General features: G+C 36.4%; 21 protein-coding genes. 12 read left to right on the forward strand and 9 right to left on the reverse strand.

From position 1 onward, the window contains the following. Positions 1-78: 78 nt before the first annotated feature. The gene (locus tag M2R48_RS08325; RefSeq protein ID WP_262085756.1) at positions 79-1482 is read right to left on the reverse strand and encodes a GGDEF domain-containing protein; all 1404 of its coding nucleotides are present in this window, start codon (positions 1480-1482) and stop codon (positions 79-81) included. A 387-nt stretch (positions 1483-1869) separates the two neighbouring features. Beyond that, positions 1870-2649, reverse strand: coding sequence for a hypothetical protein (locus M2R48_RS08330; RefSeq protein ID WP_262085757.1), 780 nt, complete (start codon positions 2647-2649; stop codon positions 1870-1872). 177 nt (positions 2650-2826) lie between these two features. Here M2R48_RS08330 and uvrB point away from each other — a divergent pair, with 177 nt between their 5' ends. The 9 genes from uvrB (at position 2827) to M2R48_RS08375 (ending at position 13201) form a co-directional block, all read left to right on the forward strand. After that, on the forward strand, positions 2827-4848 hold the full coding sequence (uvrB, locus tag M2R48_RS08335) for an excinuclease ABC subunit UvrB (RefSeq protein ID WP_034613705.1): 2022 nt from the start codon (positions 2827-2829) through the stop codon (positions 4846-4848). A gap of 137 nt (positions 4849-4985) precedes the next feature. Continuing rightward, positions 4986-5576, forward strand: a complete 591-nt coding sequence (locus M2R48_RS08340; RefSeq protein WP_262085758.1) for a lipocalin family protein — start codon at positions 4986-4988, stop codon at positions 5574-5576. Positions 5577-5720: 144 nt separating this feature from the next. Then, on the forward strand, positions 5721-6650 hold the full coding sequence (gene rarD / locus M2R48_RS08345) for an EamA family transporter RarD (RefSeq protein WP_262085759.1): 930 nt from the start codon (positions 5721-5723) through the stop codon (positions 6648-6650). A 112-nt stretch (positions 6651-6762) separates the two neighbouring features. Beyond that, a complete protein-coding gene (locus M2R48_RS08350; protein WP_262085760.1) occupies positions 6763-8463 on the forward strand; it encodes a hypothetical protein in 1701 nt (566 codons plus the stop codon). A gap of 353 nt (positions 8464-8816) precedes the next feature. After that, positions 8817-10274, forward strand: a complete 1458-nt coding sequence (locus tag M2R48_RS08355) for a glyceraldehyde-3-phosphate dehydrogenase (RefSeq protein WP_004721304.1) — start codon at positions 8817-8819, stop codon at positions 10272-10274. Positions 10275-10422: 148 nt separating this feature from the next. Continuing rightward, the gene (locus M2R48_RS08360; protein ID WP_262085761.1) at positions 10423-10908 is read left to right on the forward strand and encodes a hypothetical protein; all 486 of its coding nucleotides are present in this window, start codon (positions 10423-10425) and stop codon (positions 10906-10908) included. Between the two features lie 274 nt (positions 10909-11182). Next, positions 11183-11644, forward strand: a complete 462-nt coding sequence (locus tag M2R48_RS08365; protein ID WP_262085762.1) for a hypothetical protein — start codon at positions 11183-11185, stop codon at positions 11642-11644. 129 nt (positions 11645-11773) lie between these two features. Continuing rightward, entirely contained in the window at positions 11774-12508 is a 735-nt protein-coding gene (locus M2R48_RS08370; RefSeq protein WP_262085763.1) for an MFS transporter, read from the forward strand. Between the two features lie 12 nt (positions 12509-12520). Continuing rightward, a complete protein-coding gene (locus M2R48_RS08375; protein WP_262087471.1) occupies positions 12521-13201 on the forward strand; it encodes a hypothetical protein in 681 nt (226 codons plus the stop codon). 60 nt (positions 13202-13261) lie between these two features. Here M2R48_RS08375 and M2R48_RS08380 read toward each other — a convergent pair whose 3' ends face one another. Then, positions 13262-14113 carry an SDR family oxidoreductase gene (locus M2R48_RS08380; RefSeq protein ID WP_262085764.1) on the reverse strand — a complete coding sequence of 284 codons (852 nt, stop codon included), beginning with the start codon at positions 14111-14113 and terminating at the stop codon, positions 13262-13264. A gap of 126 nt (positions 14114-14239) precedes the next feature. On the opposite strand from M2R48_RS08380, the gene M2R48_RS08385 reads away from it, so the two are divergent. Continuing rightward, on the forward strand, positions 14240-14614 hold the full coding sequence (locus M2R48_RS08385; RefSeq protein WP_004721299.1) for a winged helix-turn-helix transcriptional regulator: 375 nt from the start codon (positions 14240-14242) through the stop codon (positions 14612-14614). Positions 14615-14685: 71 nt separating this feature from the next. Here M2R48_RS08385 and M2R48_RS08390 read toward each other — a convergent pair whose 3' ends face one another. From M2R48_RS08390 to M2R48_RS08410, 5 genes are all read right to left on the reverse strand, one after another. Then, entirely contained in the window at positions 14686-15327 is a 642-nt protein-coding gene (locus M2R48_RS08390) for a DUF2238 domain-containing protein (RefSeq protein WP_262085765.1), read from the reverse strand. A gap of 102 nt (positions 15328-15429) precedes the next feature. After that, positions 15430-16818 carry an adenylosuccinate lyase gene (gene purB, locus M2R48_RS08395; protein WP_034613672.1) on the reverse strand — a complete coding sequence of 463 codons (1389 nt, stop codon included), beginning with the start codon at positions 16816-16818 and terminating at the stop codon, positions 15430-15432. A 56-nt stretch (positions 16819-16874) separates the two neighbouring features. Beyond that, entirely contained in the window at positions 16875-17606 is a 732-nt protein-coding gene (gene hflD / locus M2R48_RS08400; protein WP_004820699.1) for a high frequency lysogenization protein HflD, read from the reverse strand. Between the two features lie 30 nt (positions 17607-17636). Continuing rightward, positions 17637-18773, reverse strand: a complete 1137-nt coding sequence (mnmA, locus tag M2R48_RS08405) for a tRNA 2-thiouridine(34) synthase MnmA (protein ID WP_034613669.1) — start codon at positions 18771-18773, stop codon at positions 17637-17639. A 4-nt stretch (positions 18774-18777) separates the two neighbouring features. Continuing rightward, positions 18778-19263, reverse strand: a complete 486-nt coding sequence (locus M2R48_RS08410) for an NUDIX hydrolase (protein WP_262085766.1) — start codon at positions 19261-19263, stop codon at positions 18778-18780. 731 nt (positions 19264-19994) lie between these two features. Here M2R48_RS08410 and M2R48_RS08415 point away from each other — a divergent pair. After that, complete coding sequence (locus tag M2R48_RS08415; protein ID WP_004721283.1) at positions 19995-21041, forward strand: linear amide C-N hydrolase; 1047 nt, start codon at positions 19995-19997, stop codon at positions 21039-21041. A gap of 13 nt (positions 21042-21054) precedes the next feature. Next, complete coding sequence (locus tag M2R48_RS08420; RefSeq protein WP_262085767.1) at positions 21055-21537, forward strand: hypothetical protein; 483 nt, start codon at positions 21055-21057, stop codon at positions 21535-21537. A 123-nt stretch (positions 21538-21660) separates the two neighbouring features. Here M2R48_RS08420 and M2R48_RS08425 read toward each other — a convergent pair whose 3' ends face one another. Further along, complete coding sequence (locus M2R48_RS08425) at positions 21661-22203, reverse strand: gamma carbonic anhydrase family protein (RefSeq protein ID WP_262085768.1); 543 nt, start codon at positions 22201-22203, stop codon at positions 21661-21663. Positions 22204-22226 lie beyond the last annotated feature (23 nt).

Consider the following 22226-nt stretch of genomic DNA (forward strand, 5'->3'; position numbering starts at 1 on the left):
TGATCGCTGGTTATCCTTTGATTGGATTTACTTTGATGTTGTTTATTTTTAATTAATTTCTTTAATTCTTAAAAGACATTAATCCGTATTTAATAAATAAAATGCTTGCTTATCTTGATACATAATTTGATCTGCTTTTTTTAATAAATCATCAATATTTTTATAATGGCTTGTTGTCGCATAACCAATCGCCACATGAATTGGATATTGAGGATTGTTCAGTCGATCTATCTCTAATTCTTGTTGAATGATCTTCAGTAATGTTTCTATATGCAGATGATTTGATTCATACATAAGAATCACAAATTCATCCCCCCCAATACGCGAAACAGAATAAGGTGTTTTGATGGTGGATTTTTTTAACAGATGTGCAAAACGTTGAATCAGTAAGTCGCCGACATGATGTCCCTGTAAATCATTCACTCTTTTTAAACCATTGATGTCTAAATACATACATGAAAGTGAATTAAATTTTTGAGATTGTAAGCGTTGAATTTCACCGATAAAAAATGTTCGATTATATAACTGCGTTAATTGATCATGTTTACTGGCATGTTGCAGATGATCTTCTAATTTTTTTCGTTCCGTTAAATCGGTAAAGGCAATTTGCACGGTATCCCAGTTATGTTTTGAATCTGGAAAAATAACAAACTGTTCGAGTACATGCAGCGAATCTCCGTTAATTGATTGGTATTCACATTCTCGTTTAAGTTGATGATGATTATTCCATAAGTGTAATAATTGTTTGTGAAAATTTTGTTGATAATTCTCTCTAAAAATATGATTTAAATGCTGATAAAAATGTTGTTCATTGTCGGAATTAAATAAGTCCAGTAAAGCTTGATTTACACCCACTGATCGGATGCTTTCAAAACAAAGAAATAGAAAATCTGGATTTTGCTGAATATATTGATCTAAGTCCGTGACATTATTCGCTACTAATTGATTAAATAATGATTTTATTTTGCTGTAGTCTTTGACCCAGAGGGCAGTGGGCGAATGCAAAAATAGGGATTCTGCAATCCGACGTGCATTTTGACACTGAGAGATATCTTCCGTGGTTAATAAAACTCGATCCCAGCTTTGTTTGGCATCCGTTAAAACATTGGCTCTGAGTTGGATATCAATTTTTTTGCCTTTACAGCTAAGATTGACCACTTGAATTGAGCAATCTGTTTCTTTATTCCAAAGCGCTGAAAAAAATTGGATATGTAAGAGTTCAGTATTTTCTGTATGCATTTCTGGAAATTTTTCTAAAATCTCCGCTAAATCATCAGCTTCATATAAAATCAGGGTGCTTTTATTGATATGAATGGTGCGGATCGCCGCCAAACAGGGTTTTAAACGATTGGTGTCTTCCAATAGATGTTGCTTAATATCGGAAATACCTTGCGCAGTCCATTCATCAAATATTTTTTTTATACCACTAAAATCTTGTAGCCACATGGCAATTGGAGACAAATCAAATATTGTTAAATCCATTTGCTCCATATATTTTCCAATTTCTCTTTTATTAATTTAGGGGCTGTTGACATTTCATAAATGGCTTGCGTTGTAGGCTAAAATTGAGCAGACAAGGCATGAAACGATGAGAATAGCGAGACTATTTTCGAGTGTCATAACGTAGGCTGAGATAATTTTAGCCACAACCCTTCGGGACTTGTGTGTTTTTTGCCACTACGTGTTACCTTGCGAAACGATGTTTCTCATCATTTAGAATGACTAAATTTCGTATTTCGTGCCTAGTGTCGCCTAAAAAACACACGTAGTCGCAAACATAGACGAATTGTTAACAACCCCTGTTTAACTATATAACATAAGTAAAAACTTAACATAAATAGTTGTTCAATTAAAAATAATCAAAGCATTTTACTTTTTAGCCCGATGTTCCGCTTTTGGTGCAGCAATGGTACGCTGACCAGTCCATACTGCAATAAAGTCTGTTTCATTTAAATTATAAAGTTCTAAAAGCGCTAAAATAGCCCCTCCAAAAATCATTGAACCTTCTGAATTAGACTGAAATTCAAATATTTTTCCATTTAAATTGTGCAGGATATCTTGTATTTCAAAAATACGATCTCGACCATTACTGTCGTTAGGATACATTGGCGTATTGAGAATAATCGTAGCAAGGCTTTTTTCAGCTTCAGTTAAATCCAAGCTTTGAATCTTTTGCTCTATATCTGAACTAAAAATAACTTCATCAGTTAAAAAACTATGCAGTAATTTTTGCGTGAGCTTAGGCAAGGTTTTTTCTACAAATGGACGGAATGAAGCAGGGAAGATCACATTGCGTGAAATACCTTTAAACATCGGTGCGATTTCTTCGACTTTATAGCCTGCAACACCACAACCCACCGACGTAATAAAATATTTCATCTTCGGGTGATTTTTTGTATAAATTTTAAAATCATCAATATAGTGTTGAATTTGCGAAAGTGGCATTTGCTGTAAATGTTCATTCATGGTTGGTATAGCAAAACTTTGTCCTGCCCAGCCACGTCCAACACCTTTGGTTGCGCCAAAATGTAAATGTGCTGTTTTTGCAGCACCGCCTTGATGAGTGCCCGCCATATTACTACCAAAAACAAACACAGTATCTTCTGGCAAAGTTTTGATTATGCTTTCATCATGATAGTGATATGTCATGTTTTTCAATCTTTTAATTGGCTTGTTTCCATGTTGCTATTGAAATAAAAAAGGGTCAAGGTATTTGTTGAATATTGTGTAAAAAGCCCCATCTAGAATAGGTGTCAATGTATGGGTTTAATTGGTTTCTGTTAAACTACTGTGGCTTCTTCCCGATTGGTTAAAGAGTGAATTATTGTGAGTGAACATCAACCTTTTGAACTTGTTACAAATTATCAACCTGCTGGGGATCAACCACAGGCAATAGCAAAATTAGTCGAAGGCATAAATAAAGGTTTTCACGACCAACTTCTACTCGGTGTAACGGGTTCAGGGAAAACCTATACCATGGCAAATGTGATTGCGCAAACGCAACGTCCAACCATTGTCATGGCACATAACAAGACCCTCGCTGCACAATTATATGGCGAATTTAAAGCATTTTTTCCAAACAATGCAGTTGAATACTTCGTCAGTTATTATGACTATTATCAACCTGAAGCTTATGTACCATCTTCAGATACTTTTATTGAAAAAGATTCAGCAATCAATGATCACATTGACCAGATGCGTCTCTCCGCTACGCGTGCTTTATTAGAACGCCGTGATGCGATTATTGTCGCTTCAGTATCCGCGATCTATGGTTTGGGTGATCCCAATGCTTATATGAGTATGTTATTGCATATTGTACAAGGGGATAGAATTAGTCGTGATGACATTATTCGTAGGCTTGTTGAAATGCAATATACCCGTAATGAGCTGGAATTTTTACGCGGTACCTATCGTATTCGTGGCGAAATTATCGATATTTTCCCTGCTGAATCGGACCAACATGCAGTTCGGGTTGAGTTGTTTGATGATGAAGTTGATTCAATTCGATGGTTTGATCCAATTACTGGGAAAATGGTCCGTAAAGCACCACGTATAACAATCTACCCAAAAAGTCATTATGTAACACCAAAAGATAATTTGCAGCGTGCAATTGGAACGATTCGTGATGAATTGGCTGATCGTTTAGTGTTCTTTAAAGAACATGAAAAACTCCTTGAAGCACAGCGGATCGAACAACGAACCCGTTATGATTTAGAAATGATGCAACAATTGGGTTATACCAATGGTATTGAAAACTACTCACGGCATTTATCTGGTCGTCCAGCGGGTGAAGCACCTCCGACATTATTTGACTATATCCCAGATGATGCGTTACTGATTATTGATGAATCGCATGTGACTGTTCCACAAATTGGGGCAATGTATAAAGGTGACCGTTCACGTAAAGAAAACTTGGTCAATTATGGTTTCCGTTTACCTAGTGCATTGGATAACCGTCCGATGAAATTTGAGGAATGGGAGCGTATTGTTCCAACCACCATTTATGTCAGTGCAACACCTGCGAAATACGAACTGGAAAAATCTGAACAAGTCGCAGAGCAGGTGGTACGTCCAACTGGATTAGTCGATCCAGAAATTGAAATACGTCCAGTATTGACTCAAGTGGATGATGTGCTTTCAGAAATTAATATCCGTAAAGAACTCGATGAACGTGTTTTAGTCACCACCTTAACCAAACGTATGGCAGAAGACTTAACTTCATATTTAAAAGAATATGGGGTGAAGGTGGCTTATTTACATTCAGATATTGATACCGTTGAGCGTGTCAAAATTATTCACGAACTGCGGACAGGGGTGCATGATGTTCTGGTCGGGATTAACTTGTTGCGTGAAGGTCTGGATATGCCAGAAGTATCGTTGGTTGCCATTCTTGACGCAGATAAAGAAGGCTTTCTTCGTTCTGAACGCTCATTGATCCAAACCATCGGTCGTGCTGCTCGTCATTTAAAAGGCAAGGCGATTCTATATGCTGACCGTATAACTGATTCGATGCAGAAAGCCATAGATGAAACTGACCGTCGTCGGGCCAAACAAATTCAATTTAATGAAGAGCATGGCATTATTCCGCGCAGTGCTGTCCGTCAAGCAATTAAAGAAATTGATACTGGTGAAGTGATCAGTGATGATGAAATTGAAGCAGGGATTAGTGACCAGCATCAGGCGTTAACTGCAGATGAACGTCACATTTTATCTGATCCAAAACTCTTTACGAAGCACATTAGCAAGCTTGAAAAAGAAATGCTAAAAGCATCTAAAGAGTTGCAGTTTGAACAAGCTGCGCGATTACGTGACGAAATTGTGCGTTTAAAAACCAGAATGTTAAAGTAATTGTCTCTTTGTGGGATGATTACACTTTGGTACTTGCTGTAGCTTTAGTTTGAACAAGGATACATAAAGCTACAGTCTAAGTTTAAATTTCTGATTATTTTATAATAAATAGTAAAAAGTAATGCTGAGGGTATAAGGTGCAATTATTCAAAATATTACCCAATTCTTATGACTTTAAAAAATTAATAATCGTATTCGGGGTGGTTTTTTCCAGCTTTTTTTATCCAAAAGTCTATGCTGAAAATTCGACTTTAGCTGCGGTTCCAAAATTGGAATTGGGGCAATATTTAGGGCTATGGTATGAAATCGCCCGTAAACCAATGTATTTTCAAAAAGATTGTAAGTCAGATGTGACTGCACGATATACCGTGAATGAATATGGCAATGTTGCAGTTGATAATCGATGTGTAGATCAAAATGGACAAGAATTACGTTCATTGGGTGAAGCATTTATCAGTAATGAGCCGTTTAATTCAAAATTTAAAGTGAGTTTTATTCCAGAAGCGATTCGTTGGATGCCCGTGGGCCGTGGTGATTATTGGGTATTAAAAATTGATTCAAGTTATCAAATGGCATTGGTGGGAGAACCGAAGCGAAAATATTTGTGGCTACTGTCTAGGGATCCTCATCCAGATGAAGCAAAAGTAACTGAATTTCTTCGTTATGCGCAGACTGTTGGTTTTAACTTAAAAGATCTGATTCGAACCAAGCAGAACGCGCAAGAATAATCAAAAATTTAAGCCGATATATTTTGAATATTTCAATATTTGCAAATCTTGAGTTTGGAAAAATAATTGAATATTCAAATTAATTTTGGATGAAGATGTTTATAATGCCTAAGAATTTATTTGAAAATCACCGTGAGGCGACAGATGTTTAAGGGCGTCGTATTGTCTGTATTGGCATCTGTAACATTTGGGGTTTTATACTTTTATACCAAATTGCTGGGCGATCTAGATAGTCAACAAACCTTTGGTTGGCGGATTATTGCCACTTTACCGTTCCTGACCTTATTTATGTTATTGAGCGGTGATTTTGTCCATGTTAAAACCATTTATCATCGAATGGTCAAACAACCTGCTTTATTACTATTATTGATCATTACTTCTATCTTGACCTGTTTCCAACTCTGGCTTTTTCTTTGGGGGCCGATGAATGGGCGGGGTTTACAAGTATCGCTTGGATATTTTCTTTTACCCTTGGTTCTCGTCCTTGCTGGTAGCATTTTTTATAAAGAGAAATTATCAAAATTCCAGATGGTTGCCGTTGTTTTTGCGGTTCTTGGGGTAGGGCACGAATTATGGCGTTTGGGCAGTATTGCATGGGAAACCCTCAGTGTAGCATTGGGCTATTCGCTTTATTTTTTGGTTCGAAAAACCATTAAAACTGATAATTTAGGTGGTTTTTGGTGGGATATTTTAATTTGCATTCCCATTGCAATTTATTTCACTCAAACGGGATTAGATGCATATAGCCAATTTGCTGATGCACCCGTTTTAATTGTTGTGGTTGCAGGGCTTGGAATACTGAGTGCGATTGGTTTAGGGAGCTATATTTTAGCGAGTCGTCATTTACCAATGGTTTTATTTGGATTGTTAAGTTATTTAGAACCTGTTTTGTTGGCCTTAGCATCCTTGGCGTTGGGTGAATCTATTTCAGCAGATGAATGGTTTACTTATATTCCAATTTGGTGTGCAGTGGGGGTTTTGGTATTGGAAGGGATTTGGCATCTCTATCAACAAAACAATAAACGGAAAAACTTAGCCTTGAATATCGAAAAATTAGACGAAAGAATTGGTTAATCAAAAGAAAATAAATTGATAATTGTTGGACTATAATTTTTAAAAGTGTTAAATTAATCTCATTAACCCATGTTTTAATTTGGTTTTTAAGTAGAAAAACGCTGAATATATTATGAACACAACAATAATTCCCTATCAAACACGGGCAACCTTATTGCAATTAGAGCCTAGTACCGATTTAAACTGGGAACAGGTTTTGTGTGATGTTTTTGATGAAGCCAATATCGAAGTACGTGAAGAAATTGAGCGTCAAATTTTAAGACCGAAAGAAATTCAATGGAACAAAGGCAATAACAGCTTTGAATTTAAAATCACAAATTCATTAGAAAATTTAAAATATAGCTTTGAAAATGAGCGAATGCGTTCCATTGCAACCAAATTGAGCAACTCAATCAATTGGTTAAAAAATATTACAGATAGTATTCAGATCGCAGACTATTTAGAAAATGCGTTATATCAAATTGATTTGATTTCGGTGGATGATCATCTAAATTTGCAGCGAGAAAAATTACTGATTCGCCGTGTTTTTTTACAAGATGTGGCGAAATTGATCCGTACATTAAATATTGAAGCGCCAGCAGGTATCCGCAACTTAACTTCTGATCAAATTAAATGTTTTATTATTGAAGTGTTTATTAAACAACAATTATTGGGCTATTGGTTTAAGCCATTATTGACTAAATCATCTGAATTAATGAAACGTCCTTTTTTTAAGTATTTTATTTTAAGAGAACAACGGATTCGTAAGTTTGATATTGTTAAAACCTCTGAATTTATCTATTTAATTGCACCAATTGAAAATTTTGAACAGAATCCTTATTCAATTCGGCGTTTTTTGTTTGAAGAAAATATTGAATATAAAAATCAGGTCTATGTAACGGGTTTGGTTCTTGATACCGATCAAATGAGTGAAAGTGAATATCGAGATAGTACGGATCTTTTGATTCAGAAAATGGTCACAATTCAGCATCAAGTTCATAGAGATGTGATTGAAATTGTGCAAGAATTTGAGGATTTTACAGAAAATAAACTCTTGCCATTTTTGATGGAACCACTTGGAATGGTGGGGAAAAATAGTGATACTGTTGCACAAAACCATATCAAAACCATTGAACAATTGCTCACGGCCAATATATTGATGCCTTTAAGAAATGCGGTTAAAAGCGATTTATCACATATTGAAGAATTTGAATATTTGTTTATGAGTGTGCATCGAATATTTTCTGAAATTTTATCGCATTATCGTGACTTTAAAGAACAACCCGCATTATTTTTTAATTCTCATGTACAACTGTTTGAATATCGTCTGCTGGCTTATTTAAAGCTATTGGAAAAGCGTAAAGATGAAATTTTTATTCCAATGAGTCCGCGAGAGTGGCAAGTCATGCATGAACGCTCTCAACAACCGATTAGAAAACTTCAAGAAATTATCGCTGAGCAAGTGAAGGATTTTAGGGCTTTAGACAGCTATGTTAAGCAATTAAAGAATGAACAACATGAAGTAGAAGGCTCACTGTTAAAAAAAATGATCAAAGGTGGGAAAGTTGAAAAGGATATTGTTCAAGCAAACCATGCCGCAATGTTGATAAAAAAACAAACCTATTTAGAGGTATTAACTGTCCCTAAAGGTTTAGCAAAGTATAGTGTATTTATTGAGTTTGAAAGTCTGACTTCAATGAGTGAATTGGAGCGCCATTATGCATTTCCTTCAGGGGACAATGGCATTATTCGCTTTCCTTGTTTAATGAAGCTGCCTGAAAATTTAGCTGATTTTGATTTGGAAGAATTTAATGCGTCGATTAATGATGATTAAAGCGCGTGTTAGGGGCTGAGTAGAAAGCTCAGACTGAGTGCGATAATCGGGTTTTTAACGATACAACATCAGCTTTATTTTTGTTTTGTCTGGTTTAACTTTGTTCTTATCTACTTTATTTTTCCAGTTCCTTTGTTAAAGTCAATATCAATAGTAAAAATCTACATAGATGCAAAAAACCGAAATGGCTGAAATATTGTTTAGAGATCAAGGCATAATTTAAAATAAAATACCCAGTATGACAAAATATTATAAAAATGTATCACGATTTGATTTCAACTAAATGAGAATTACATTACAATTATGGGGTTTAAAAATCCATGTCTAGATATACATAAATAGAGGACGTATCTGTGAGCAAAGACACTATCATCGCCCTACATGCAGAGCACCAAGGTCGCTGGAAAAACCGTGAAGAAATCGCGGAACGTATGATTGCATTAATCGGTCAATTATACCGTGAAAAAAACATTGTGACTTCTGTGTACGGTCGTTCTTTAGTGAACCGTTCAGTAATTCAAATCCTTAAAGCGCACCGTCGTACACGTATGATGGATGTTGAGCTTTCTGTTGTACATACATTCCCTATTTTAGAAGCTTTAGCGAAATTAGATAATATCGGTTCTGCTGAAGTTGATTTAGGTAAACTTGCAGTTGAATATAAAGAAAAGGGCGGCGATATTGATGCATTTGTTGCTCAAGCTGTTCAATCTTTAGAAGGTCGTCCTGCGCAAGTTGAGCCTAAAGATGTTGTTCTTTATGGTTTTGGTCGTATTGGCCGTATTTTAGCGCGTTTAATCATTAGCCAATCAGGTCTTGGCCGTGGTTTAAGCCTTAAAGCGATCGTTGTACGTAAATCATCTGATGGTGATTTAGAAAAACGTGCTTCATTGTTACGTCGTGACTCAATTCATGGTCCATTTGCAGGAACGATTTCTGTTGATGAGCAAAATGAAGCAATCATTGCAAATGGTAATTTTATTAAAGTGATCTATGCGTCTAGCCCTGCTGAAGTTGATTACACAGCTTATGGTATCGACAATGCACTAGTGATTGATAACACAGGTAAATGGCGTGATATCGATGGTTTATCTCAACATCTTAAATGTCCTGGCGTAAGTCGTGTTGTGCTTACAGCGCCTGGTAAAGGTGACATGAAGAATGTCGTGTTTGGTGTTAACCAAGCGGACATCATTGATTCAGACAAAATCATTTCTGCTGCAAGCTGTACCACTAACGCGATCACACCAGTTTTGAAAGTGTTAGAAGATAAATACAAAGTGATTAATGGTCATGTGGAAACTGTTCACTCATTTACAAATGACCAGAACTTGATTGACAACTACCACAAAGCGGATCGCCGTGGCCGTGCTGCAACACTGAATATGGTTATTACAGAAACAGGTGCTGCAAAAGCTGTTGCGAAAGCATTACCTCAGTTACAAGGTAAATTAACAGGTAATTCAGTACGTGTTCCAACACCGAACGTTTCACTTGCTATTCTTAACTTAACACTTGAGAAAGAAGTAGATCGTGAAGAAGTGAACGAATATATTCGTCAAATCTCGATCAACTCTAACCTTCAAGGTCAAATTGGCTATACCAACTCTACAGAAGTTGTATCGTCTGACTTTATTGGTTCGCGTACAGCGGGTGTATTTGATGCACAAGCAACAATTACTTCTGGTAACCGTTTAACAGCTTACGTTTGGTACGATAACGAAGTTGGTTATAGCTGCCAAGTATTGCGTATTGCTGAACAAGTATGTGGCGTAAGCTATCCGAAAGTACCGGCTGAAACAAATGCATAATTTGTAAGAGTCGTCGAAAAGGAGCTTCAAATGAAGCTCCTTTTTTTATATTCAAAATTGATGATATATGGTTAAATTCAAATGAAAATTACCAGTTATCTCAGCAATTTGACTAAAAAAATTGATTAAGAAATTAGAGAAAAGCTAAATGAACAATAATTTATCTATCTTCGGGCTAGGTGTTATAGGCTCATTAACTGTGGCAAGTGCAACAGCAAATACTGCACTTGATTTAACACCTATGTTGCAGGATCGTTTTGAAAAAAATTGTGCGATTCGTCAACAGTTCGATTTTTATACTCATGATGATGAGATTCAGGCAATTTTAATGAATCAGGTGGTTAAGGATGAAGTAGAAGAGCAAGCGGCTTACGTCAGCAGAAATTTTAGTTTAAAAAATACGACTTATAGGGGATTAGTCGTAAATAAAATTGAGTTTTTATGGGGACGTGGTTTGACTTTGAGTGAGACGTTGTACTTTGATCTTCCAACGGCTTCAGCCAAGCAGCAATTTAATAAGATTAAAAGCAATATACAGCAACCAGCTAAAGCTGCAAATTTTGTAATGACTGGAGAGGGCAAGAGTGATGCAATTGCTATCTGTTCTTGGCCTGATAAAAATGGACATCAATAGCGTTATTGTGAATTAAGTTTTGGGATGATTTCTAAAAGTGATGAAACTTTTACTATCACATAGAAATAAGTGTATGAAGAGCAAGTTTGCAATGCCACACTTTACATTTAAAGTTTAAATTGCTTCGCTTAGGTAATGCGTTACGATAGAAAGGCTATCGATGGTTTCATCAATATTTAAAACGATACAAGTATTAAATGCTCATTTTTGACTAACGCAAAAAGTCTAATAAAAGCTATTTTATATAAAGTAATTTGCATCAATGGAAAATCACATGAAGAAAAAGATGTTACTGAGCATGCTGTTACTGCTAGCGGGGGCTACACATGCCCAATCCTTAGAATTACGTCCTTTATTAAAAGATCGTTTTGAACAAAATTGTGCAATTCGACAGCAATATGATTTTCATAATGAAAATACAGAACTGATTGCACCACTTGAACACTATACGATTGATGTAAAATATGTGGATAAACAGGTTTATGACTCAACCACTTATAAATTAAAAAATGTCACTTATGCTGGCATTCCTATTCGCAAAATAGAATTTAGTTTTGGTCGTCCAGCGCAACAATACAATGAATATTTATATTTTGATCTGAGTACTACAGCAGCAAAGCAGCGATTTAAAACTCTAAAATTCAATCAAAATCATGAAAAAGGCGATGTAAGTGTTGAGTATAAAAATAATACAGCAATTGTGCAGTGCTATTGGTTAGCTGATTTTTCGAAATAATCCGTAGATTAAATATCAATTGTTTATTAATTAAACAAAATTCTTCGACTTTTATACATAAAAACGCATATTAATTCACATAAGTATTTAAAATAAAAATAATTAAGGATAAAAATTAAGGACAGGATTTTGCAGTTGAAGCAAGTTATGGCAGGAGTAGCCTTTATTCTTATTGCTACAGTGTGTGGTGTGTTGATTGCAATCTGGGTATTTAAACATTTTAATATTTATATTCCACTTGAAAATCAAGCTGTAAGTATCGATTTAAAAGAACCTTTACAAGCCAAAGTACAAATTCATGACGCATTAGATGTGGATGTCAAAGGAAAAGTGAAAGCTGAAATTCCTATTCATGAAAAGCTAAACTTACCGATTACACAAACCTTAACCCCACATGTGTATTTTGATAATGAAGTCCCAATTCAAACCACAATTCCTGTGAATGAAGTGATCAAAATCAATCAGGATATGCCAATTGATACTAAGGTTAAAGTCACTGTTTTAGGTAAAGATATTACTTTACCGTTAAAAGGGAATATTCCGATTCATATGGATGTGCCGATTAATTTACAAGTACCACTCAACCAAAATATTCATTTAAAGTTTGATGCGCCTGTAAAGGTTTTACTTAAAGAAAATTTACATGTGCCACTTGATGCGACATTAAAAACCAATATTCCAATTCAAGGCCACCTCAATGTTCCAATTAAATCAGCACTTCAAGCAACAGTAGATGTTCAAAATACATTACCTGTAAAAATTGAAAAAGGGCAGCTTAAAATTCCGCTCAATAGTTTAAGGCTATCACGTCGCGATCATCCGCCAATAGAACCACAACAACCACAGTCCGAAGCTTTAAAATAGGGTAGTATGGAAATGTGGATCTTTAAATCTATACGAAATTTGTTGTTCACTTTTATCAGCGTCGTATTGCTCATTGCGCTGTGCGTTTGGTTATATTTGAATATTCATGCCTCAATGCAGGTTTCTGCACAAAGGGCACAAATTCAATTGTCGGAATCTTTACCGACAAAAATCCATGTGGGGAATTATTTACAAACACATGCACAAGGTGCTTTAGATACTGAACTGACGATTGACCGTGAGTTGGCTTTACCTTTAAAAGGCAAATATTTGGCTAATTTAAGTTTTGTTGTGACAACGCCGATTGAGGTTGAGCTTGATTATGAGACTGATATTCAGATTGAAACGCTAATGCCATTAGAAACAACCACGGATTTGGTTTATCAAAATAAACTGCTGCCTCAATTTCCTTTAAAAGTGGATATTCCGATTAAACTTTCGGTGCCATTTAAGTTAAAACGACGTTATCAAGTTCCGATCAAAATTATGTTTGATGGGCCTGTTTATTTAGAATTTGATGAAGTGATTCATTTATATGTTAAGCATAAACTTAAGCCAATACTGAATATTAATGATCCAATGACGATGAAAAAAATTGCGGTGTTCCGTGCAACCATGTACAACACAGAAAGACAGTCCCTCGCAGATCTGGAGATGAATATCGATTTTCCTATCAAAAATATTCATCCTTAATTGCTCAGTATAGTATGGGCTTAAATTTTGTATTAAACCCATGCTTATCTTTAAAAATGCCTAAAATAAAGCTTTAACCTGATCCTGAATATGCGTTGTTTTACGACCAAGCAAATGTTCTAAGTCTTTACTTTCACTATACATTGCACCATTTACAGTCTGTACATCTGCGTCAACAATAACCGCTACCAGTGCTTGAGGTAACCCTACCGTAAGAAGTGCCTGAGTATAATCTTCTGGGCTGATATCTTGATACTGTACAGTTTTACCTGATGCCAAAGCGATATAAGAGGCTAAATCTGCAAGGGTAAAATAATTAGAACCTGCAAGCTCATAGGTTTTATTTTCATGCCCTACGGAAGCAAGGACTTTGGCCGCAGCTTCGGCATAATCTAAACGAGAGGCTGAACTAATTTTTCCATTTTGAGCACTGCCGTATAGCGTTCCTGTTTCCGCAGTATGCTTAACGTTGCCAAGATAGTTTTCGCTATACCAATTGTTGCGTAAAAATGTATATTTCAAACCACTTTGCCGAATGAGTGCTTCTGTTTCACGATGTTCTTGTGCTAAACCGAGTGGGTTATCTGTTGCATTGAGTAAGCTGGTATAGGCAATGTATTCAACTTTGGCTGCGACTGCAGCATCTATAACTGCTTTATGCTGAGGCGTTCGACGACCAATTTCATTGGCTGAAATTAAAAGTAATTTATCTATGTGCTGTAATGCAGGAATCAATGTTTCAGGTTGATCATAGTTAAATAGGCGAAGTTCAATCCCTTGTTGTTTAAGCGACTGTGCTTTATCTATATTTCGAACCAGCGCTACAATATTTTCAGCGGCAGTATGTTGAAGTAAGGCTTGGATCACCAATTGTCCAAGTTGACCCGTTGCACCTGTAATTGCGATTTTCATAATTTCACCTTTAAATATGATTTAAATTGGATGTTTTTTAAACTTGATGTTATTATCATAATCATTAAACTTACTATATGTAAGTACGTACCTAAAAGTAAGCTAATTACTGTGTAGAGAGAATTTATGAGCATCTATGCTTCAAGTGATTTAATTGGTCAAGTTTTATCCAGTCAGTGCCCATCTAGAGAAATATTGGAGCATTTAACCAGCAAATGGTCTGTATTGGTTTTACGTTGTTTAAATGATGGCGTACAACGTTTTAGCGAACTGCGTAATCGAATTGAGGGAATCAGCGAAAAAATGCTTGCACAGACATTAAAAGTGCTCGAGCAAGATGGCTTTATATTGAGAACGGTTTACCCTGAAGTACCACCGAAAGTAGAGTATCAGTTGACGATTTTAGGTGCACAAGCGGCTGAAAAATTAAACTATTTGATTGGTTGGATTGAGCGCAGTTTGCCAGATATCTTAGAGAATAAACAAAGATTGCAAAAGTAAAACTCAGTTGATTTTATACTCACCAAGAACTTGATCGCTAAGTGAGTATATTGGAAGGGAGGGAGGCCTTATTATTGAGGATGATTCTCTTTTGCCGTGGCTTTTAAAGCGACTACTCCTGTTATGATTGCACCAATGGTGGCTAAGAACATATCCTTATGCGCATCCCATATATCACCTTGTTGCCCATTGTAGTTTTCAGCTTCTTCTGGGGATAGGCCAATAGCAATCCACCATTCAATCCATTCATAAAATAAACTGGTTGCCATAACAAATTGAATGACCAATAAAAATAAGGTTTTAGGTTTTAAGCTTGGTAACCATACTTGGAAAATTCGGTAGAAAAATGGATAAAGAAATAAGCCATAGAATAAGTGTACAAAGCGGTCAAACATGTTACGTGTCCACCCCATTGCTTGATTGAGGTCAAAGTGTAAGTATTTGATTGACCAATCATTATAAGGCACATAAGAATAAAGATAATGTGCAGCAATCACATGAATCACCAAGAAGAGGATGTACAATAAAAATGATGAAAATGTCAGACCTATTTTCTTTAGGCAGAAAAATAGGGCAATCAGCATGAGCAAGGTGCCAATCTGATGCAGCATGTAGGATGGGTATTCTAAAGGATTAATACTGGCAAGAATGATTGCGATTGCAAGCATAGCAAGAACAAGCCAATGTTTTTTTGTTAAGGCATGATAAATCATTATGGCATTTTCTAAAAATTATTACTGCGCATTGTAATCAAAATGCAAAAAAATGCGAAGCATTGGCTTCGCATTTTTTAGGTCTTTTAGAAGATTAAGTGCTTAGATTTTAGCAATCAAATCTTTAATTTGTTTGGCTTGATCCGCAGCATTACCCGTGTAAGTAGCAGGGGTCATTTCAGCCAAACGTGCACGATCAGCAGCAGGTACAGCTTCAAGTTCAGTACCATTGACAAAATCAACCATCATGTCACGTGTCATCGCTTGACCACGAGTCAATGCTTTTAATTTTTCATATGGTTTTTCAACTGCATAACGACGCATTACAGTTTGGATTGGTTCAGCCAATACTTCTTGAGCATGATCAAGGTCTTCAAGAATACGTGCTGCATTAAGCTCAAGTTTACCAATACCTTTTGAACATGCTTCGAAAGCAATTAAACTTTGTGCCAAGCCAACACCCATGTTACGCAATACAGTCGAATCCGTAAGGTCACGCTGCCAACGAGAAATTGGTAATTTCTCGCCTAAGTGCGCTAATACTGCATTTGCAATGCCCAAGTTACCTTCAGAGTTTTCAAAATCAATTGGATTGACTTTGTGAGGCATTGTAGAAGAACCGACTTCACCTTCTTTTAAACGTTGTTTAAAGAAGCCTAAAGAGATATAGCCCCAAACGTCACGGTTAAAGTCGATTAAAATTGTGTTAAAGCGACGCAAAGCATCGAACAATTCCGCGATGTAATCGTGTGGTTCGATTTGAGTTGTATAAGGGTTGAAGGTTAAACCGAGTGATTCAACAAATGCTTGCGAGTGAGCAGGCCAATTGATTTCAGGATAAGCAGAGTAGTGTGCGTTGTAGTTACCCACTGCACCATTAATTTTGCCCAATAATTCAACTTGTTTAAACTGTTTGATTTGACGCGCTAAACGATATGCAACGTTGGCCATTTCTTTGCCCAAAGTGGTTGGGCTCGCAGTTTGACCATGGGTGCGTGATAGCATTGGTTGTTCTGCATGTGTTTCAGCTAAAGCCACAATAGAATCAACAATTTGTTGCATAGCAACAACTAACACTTCACGACCATTTTTCAACATCAAAGCGTGAGAAAGGTTGTTGATATCTTCTGAAGTACAAGCAAAGTGAATAAATTCGCCTGCATTTTTAAGCTCATCAATATGTGCAATTTTTTCTTTTAAGAAATATTCAACCGCTTTTACATCATGGTTAGTGGTACGTTCAATTTCTTTAATGCGGTTAGCATCATCTTCAGAAAATTGAGTAACAATCGCATCTAAAGCGGTATTGGTTGCAGCAGAAAAAGCTGGAACTTCTGTGATTTCAGGACGATTTGCAAGCGCTTGTAACCAACGCACTTCAACAGTCACACGAGCATGGATTAGACCAAACTCAGAGAGGTAAGGGCGTAATGCATCACATTTGCTTGCATAGCGTCCATCTAGTGGAGAAAGTGCGGTTAAAGCGTTCATAAAGATTCCTTAAATTTTGGAATTAGAGCGAATGGCGTAACTCGAACAGTATCAAATTAAACAACCTGATATTGTAATCGAGCAAGATCTTGAATATCTTGAAGAAGTTTACGTTTGCTAAAGATCATATTCCATGAGCTTCCACCTAATTGACGCCATAGGTGAGCCATTTGTAAGCCTGTGAATAAGCTGGCACGGATACGATTGGTATGTGCAGAGTCTTTAAAGGCTTCTGCATTGCCGCGAACTAGAATTCGAGGATTAATTTGACCAGCAGTGTCGACATAGGTTTGTGCTAAATTGGCAATGATACTTGGATGTAAATAGTTATTATCAAAAAAAGACAGCTGTTTTAATATTTTTTGTTGAGATTGTTCAATAATTTCAACAAACTTTGGATTGCTATAAACTTTTTTTTCCAAGGCCAATAATGACATGGCATAAGTCATTGGCAGTTTTGCATTGGCAATTTTAGGAATTCTAGATTTCGGTGATGCTGAGAAAGGTTGTGTAATGCTACTTTCTAAAGTTTTTAAACCTAAGGAAATGTCTGCCAATTGATTGAAGAAGTCTAAAGTTTGACCTGATGAATTGGCAGTGGCACGGATATTGAGGCTAGCTTTAATGAGCTGTTCAAAATAGAAATTACCGCTTTCACCAATGCTTTGACGTCCTGACATTGCAGTCATATGCGTCAGCTGTGTTGCTTGAAACACAGCTGCTAACGCCAAAGCTCGGTTTTGACGTTGATTCAAAGTTTGAGGCTGTTGAAAGGGCAACTCAACCATGCCTAAATTCCTTTAAATAATTTTTAATCATTACTCAATAAAATCTGGTTTTGGTGCATTGGTATGATGAATCACACCTCCACCTAAACAGACTTCATCGACATAGAAAACAACACTTTGTCCCGGTGTTACGGCACGCTGTGCTTCATCAAATTCGACACGAACACCATTTGGCGTGTTTGCATCTTTATAAATTGTACATGCTTGATCAGGCTGACGGTAACGAGTTTTTGCCGTGCATCGGAAACCTGTGTCTGGAATCGCTTGTTCACCTGCAACCCAGTCAATTGTTTCAGACCATAAAATGGTACTCTGCATCAGTGGGTGTTCATGACCTTGTCCAACCACAAGACGATTACCTTCGATGTCTTTATGTAGAACAAACCAAGCACCTTCTTCTGCGCCTTTGAGTCCACCTAAACCAATACCACCACGCTGACCGAGCGTATAGTACATTAAGCCGTGATGATCACCAACCTCTTTTCCTGTATCTAAGACAATTTTCCCAGGTTGAGCAGGTAAATATTGTTTTAAGAAGTCATTAAAACGGCGTTCACCAATAAAGCAAATACCTGTTGAATCTTTTTTCTTGGCAGTGGCTAAACCAAGCTCTTCTGCAATTTTACGTACTTGTGGTTTTTCAATCTCACCAACAGGGAACAAGGTCTTATTGATTTCACGGCCATGAACCGCGTGAAGAAAATAAGTTTGATCTTTGTTGTTGTCTACACCACGTAATAAAGGCGCATATTGATCACCTTTTGAATTGGTGGTTGTTTCACCACGACGACAATAATGTCCAGTTGCAATAAAATCAGCGCCTAAATTGACAGCATGATCTAAGAATGCACGGAATTTAATTTCTTTGTTACACAGAATATCGGGGTTTGGTGTACGCCCAGCGGCATATTCTGCTAAGAAATGTTCAAAAACGCGATCCCAATATTCCATTGCAAAATTTGCAGTGTGTAGTTTGATCCCAATTTTGTCGCACACCGCTTGAGCATCAGCAAGGTCATCCATTGCAGTACAATATTCCGTGCCATCATCTTCTTCCCAGTTTTTCATGAAAAGCCCTTCAACTTGATATCCTTGTTGAAGTAAAAGTGCAGCAGAAACAGATGAATCTACACCACCCGACATACCGACGATGACACGTTGTTGCATAGGATTAGGCATCCAAATTTGAAATTAAAGGAGAGTTTTGGTGCTCATAGATGAGCGAAAGTGGGTATTTTTGCCCAGAAATTGCGTCTTGTACAGCTTTAATGACCAAAGGACTTCTTGCGCGAGCAGATTCAAGTAGTTCTTCAAGTGTCATCCATTGTGGACCAATGATATCTGTATCAAGTTGCGCGTCTGGAAAGTATTCAGTTACATGGGCTAAAAAGCAAAATCTAAAATAGGTACGGTCTGGAAACATGGGTGGGGTATAGCTATAGATCCCCAGTAATGAATTGATTTCTACTGCATATCCTGTCTCTTCCATGGTTTCACGTAACGCAGCTTGAATAATGGTTTCACCACATTCAACATGCCCTGCGGGTTGATTGAACACAGTATGGCTTACACCTTCAGTATATTCTTCTACAAAAAGAAATTTTCCATCTTTTTCTACAACTGTCGCAACAGTAACGTGGGGTGTCCAAGCGGTCATGACCAGCACCAAGGGAGATAAAGCATTATTCTACAAAATTTAGCGCGTGGTGGCTATGTGCATAAGGGTTTTCTTTGATCATCCTAAAAGGATTTATATCTATAGCCTGTTCAAAAATACATCATGGTCGAGTTTTGTTTATTTTTTAAATTTTTATTTGCTTATTTTTTTAAGAAAAGATTTATTTTATGGTTTTTAAAGTGATACTTCATGTAAAAAGTTTAATAAAAATACTCTTATATTTTATATCTAAATGCAATTCAATGTGACATCAGTTTATGAAGTAATTTTGTTATTATTTTAATTCTTATCAGTAATGACCAATAGATAGAGGTTGTAATTCATGAGTAAATATTTCAAAACTATTGATTTTATGGTGAATGGCATTTAATTTATTTCTGTACAATAAATACCCGATTAAGGCATTTACTATGATTGAAACATATGATAAATAATACGTATATATAAAATTTTATTAAACTTAACAAATATTTATTTTTCCTGTTAATGGTGTGTTTATTCAATTTAGTTTGTCTGGATGCTTCGTTGAGTAGGTATGATGATCTAAAATGAATTAGGTCATGGATCTATCATTTAAAGGTGTGTAATCACAAATAGAATGGAAATAAACGTTTTGATAAATATGGTTTAAGCATATTTTATTGGAAATATATGCGTATATTGAATCAACAATAAGTCTAGCTTTAGTAATTTTATAAGTGGGTATCATCATGAAAAAGGCAATAAAAAAGGTATTGTTTGCAGCAGGACTTTTGGTTGCGGCTGAGCTGGCAACGGCATGTACACGGGTTGTTTATTTAGGTAATAATGATGTGATGACAGCACGTTCTATGGATTGGAAAAGTGATGTTGGAACAAACTTGTGGATTCTGCCTAATAATGTAAAACGCAGTGGTATGGCTGGGCCAAAATCGATTCAATGGACATCTAAATATGGCAGTGTTGTCGCAACAGGTTATGATATTTCAACAACAGATGGTGTGAATGAAAAGGGATTGGCTGCAAATTTACTTTGGCTGGTTGAGTCTGAATACCCAAATGTTAAAAATAATAAAAAACCGCCATTAAGTATCTCACTTTGGGCGCAGTATGTTTTAGATAACTATGCAACAGTAGATGAAGCAATTCAGGCTTTAGCACAAGAGCCGTTTATGATTGTGACAGATCAAGTGCCAGGTGAAAAAAGATTAGCGACCCTGCATTTATCAATTTCAGATGCAACGGGTGACAGCGCTATTATTGAATACATTGGTGGTAAGCAGGTCATCCATCATAATCGACAATATCAAGTGATGACAAACTCTCCAACCTTTGATCAGCAATTGGCGTTAAATACATATTGGAAACAAATTGGCGGAACAACGATGTTACCTGGAACCAATCGAGCAGCAGATCGGTTTGCAAGAGCATCTTTTTATATTAATGCGATTCCTAAAGATGCGACACCTGAATATTCTTTAGCAAGTGTATTTAGCGTGATACGTAACACATCTGTTCCGTTTGGACTCAATACAGAAGAAGAGCCAAATATCTCCTCTACACGTTGGCGTACAGTGGTAGATCATAAGCGAGGACTTTATTTTTTTGAATCTGCTGTATCACCAAATGTTTTTTGGGTAGACTTAAAAGAGATTGATTTTAAAGATGGTCAAACCAGAAAGCTTGAGTTGGGCGCTGATCAAGCAAAAGTTTATGCAGGTAAGGCTAATTCTTCTTTTAAGGTCGCTCCACCATTTCAATTTTTGGGCATACAATAGGATTTAAAAAAGTATGATAAAGAGATTATTATGTATACCTTTCAGTGTATTACTAATTACTGGGTGTGCTTCAAATCCTAATGACGCTACTTCAAATTTAGGTACGCAGGGATTATTAATTTGTCAGCCAAATGAGCTTTGTCCAATCGTCACCGTAGTGTGGAATGAGACACATAAAGATTTTTTAAAAGTGAAACTTAGCTTAAATAGTGCCTATACCAAATATAATATTGAAAAAGTTGTATTTAGTGATGGCGCAAAAAGCCACTCATTTAATGTGATTGGGCCAACTGAAATTGATTTTGCTTTTAAGGCAAACCGCTCTCGAAACAGTGTGCTTATTCCAGTCAACTTAATGGGGGACTTTAAAAACTCTCAAAATATCTTTATGGAAATACATACAGATCAAGGTGTGATTACCCGCTATATCTTAAAAGATAATATCAAAGCACCAGTATTTGAAGAATTAACCAAATACTACAACGTTTCAAAATAGAAATTTGATCCAAAAAATATAGTCCTCGTTCCACTGTATGTCAGTGAAACGAGGTTTACTTAAACAGCTTAATTTTCAAATAACCAATATGCTTTTAAGCATGCCTAAATATTTGCTATATCCCTAATCATTTGCTTCTAAATAATGATTTGCTACTTTGACATAGTGTCTTGCGGAATAAGGCAAAAACTCCTTTTCTTTGTCAGTTAAAGGGCGAACCTTTTGCACTGGGCTTCCGACATAGAGGTAACCACTTTCTAAGCGCTTACGTGGTGGAACCAGTGAGCCTGCACCAATCATGACATCATCTTCAATCACCACATCATCTAGAACAATTGTATTAATTCCTACTAAAACCCGGTTGCCAATGGTACAACCATGTAAGGTGACATGATGTCCAATGGTCACATCTTCCCCAATCACTAAAGGTGAGCCATTGGGTTTAGCATCATTTTTATGACTGACATGTAACATGCAATGGTCTTGTACATTAGAATAACGACCAATTTTGATGTAATTGACATCAGCACGAATCACTGCAAAAGGCCAAACAGATACATTCTCCGCCAAAGTTACTTCACCGATCACAACCGAGAGATCGTCAATATAACAAGTTGAATCAATTTTAGGATGATGACCTAAATACGAACGAATATTTTTTTTCATGTTGGCTTCCATGTCAAAAGCAA

Origin of the sequence: Acinetobacter sp. I-MWF (assembly GCF_025433935.1) — a bacterium.
Taxonomy (GTDB): domain Bacteria; phylum Pseudomonadota; class Gammaproteobacteria; order Pseudomonadales; family Moraxellaceae; genus Acinetobacter; species Acinetobacter guillouiae.

Coding starts and splice junctions, on each gene's coding strand:
- M2R48_RS08380 (WP_262085764.1), bottom strand. CDS start 14,113: ATGAAAATCGCAATTACAGGTGCAACGGGTCAACTTGGACAATTGGTG.
- M2R48_RS08385 (WP_004721299.1), top strand. CDS start 14,240: ATGAGCATCTATGCTTCAAGTGATTTAATTGGTCAAGTTTTATCCAGT.
- M2R48_RS08390 (WP_262085765.1), bottom strand. CDS start 15,327: ATGATTTATCATGCCTTAACAAAAAAACATTGGCTTGTTCTTGCTATG.
- M2R48_RS08415 (WP_004721283.1), top strand. CDS start 19,995: ATGAAAAAGGCAATAAAAAAGGTATTGTTTGCAGCAGGACTTTTGGTT.
- M2R48_RS08325 (WP_262085756.1), bottom strand. CDS start 1,482: ATGGATTTAACAATATTTGATTTGTCTCCAATTGCCATGTGGCTACAA.
- rarD (WP_262085759.1), top strand. CDS start 5,721: ATGTTTAAGGGCGTCGTATTGTCTGTATTGGCATCTGTAACATTTGGG.
- M2R48_RS08410 (WP_262085766.1), bottom strand. CDS start 19,263: ATGACCGCTTGGACACCCCACGTTACTGTTGCGACAGTTGTAGAAAAA.
- M2R48_RS08360 (WP_262085761.1), top strand. CDS start 10,423: ATGAACAATAATTTATCTATCTTCGGGCTAGGTGTTATAGGCTCATTA.
- M2R48_RS08420 (WP_262085767.1), top strand. CDS start 21,055: ATGATAAAGAGATTATTATGTATACCTTTCAGTGTATTACTAATTACT.
- M2R48_RS08350 (WP_262085760.1), top strand. CDS start 6,763: ATGAACACAACAATAATTCCCTATCAAACACGGGCAACCTTATTGCAA.
- hflD (WP_004820699.1), bottom strand. CDS start 17,606: ATGGTTGAGTTGCCCTTTCAACAGCCTCAAACTTTGAATCAACGTCAA.
- purB (WP_034613672.1), bottom strand. CDS start 16,818: ATGAACGCTTTAACCGCACTTTCTCCACTAGATGGACGCTATGCAAGC.
- M2R48_RS08365 (WP_262085762.1), top strand. CDS start 11,183: ATGAAGAAAAAGATGTTACTGAGCATGCTGTTACTGCTAGCGGGGGCT.
- M2R48_RS08375 (WP_262087471.1), top strand. CDS start 12,521: ATGTGGATCTTTAAATCTATACGAAATTTGTTGTTCACTTTTATCAGC.
- M2R48_RS08425 (WP_262085768.1), bottom strand. CDS start 22,203: ATGAAAAAAAATATTCGTTCGTATTTAGGTCATCATCCTAAAATTGAT.
- M2R48_RS08330 (WP_262085757.1), bottom strand. CDS start 2,649: ATGACATATCACTATCATGATGAAAGCATAATCAAAACTTTGCCAGAA.
- mnmA (WP_034613669.1), bottom strand. CDS start 18,773: ATGCAACAACGTGTCATCGTCGGTATGTCGGGTGGTGTAGATTCATCT.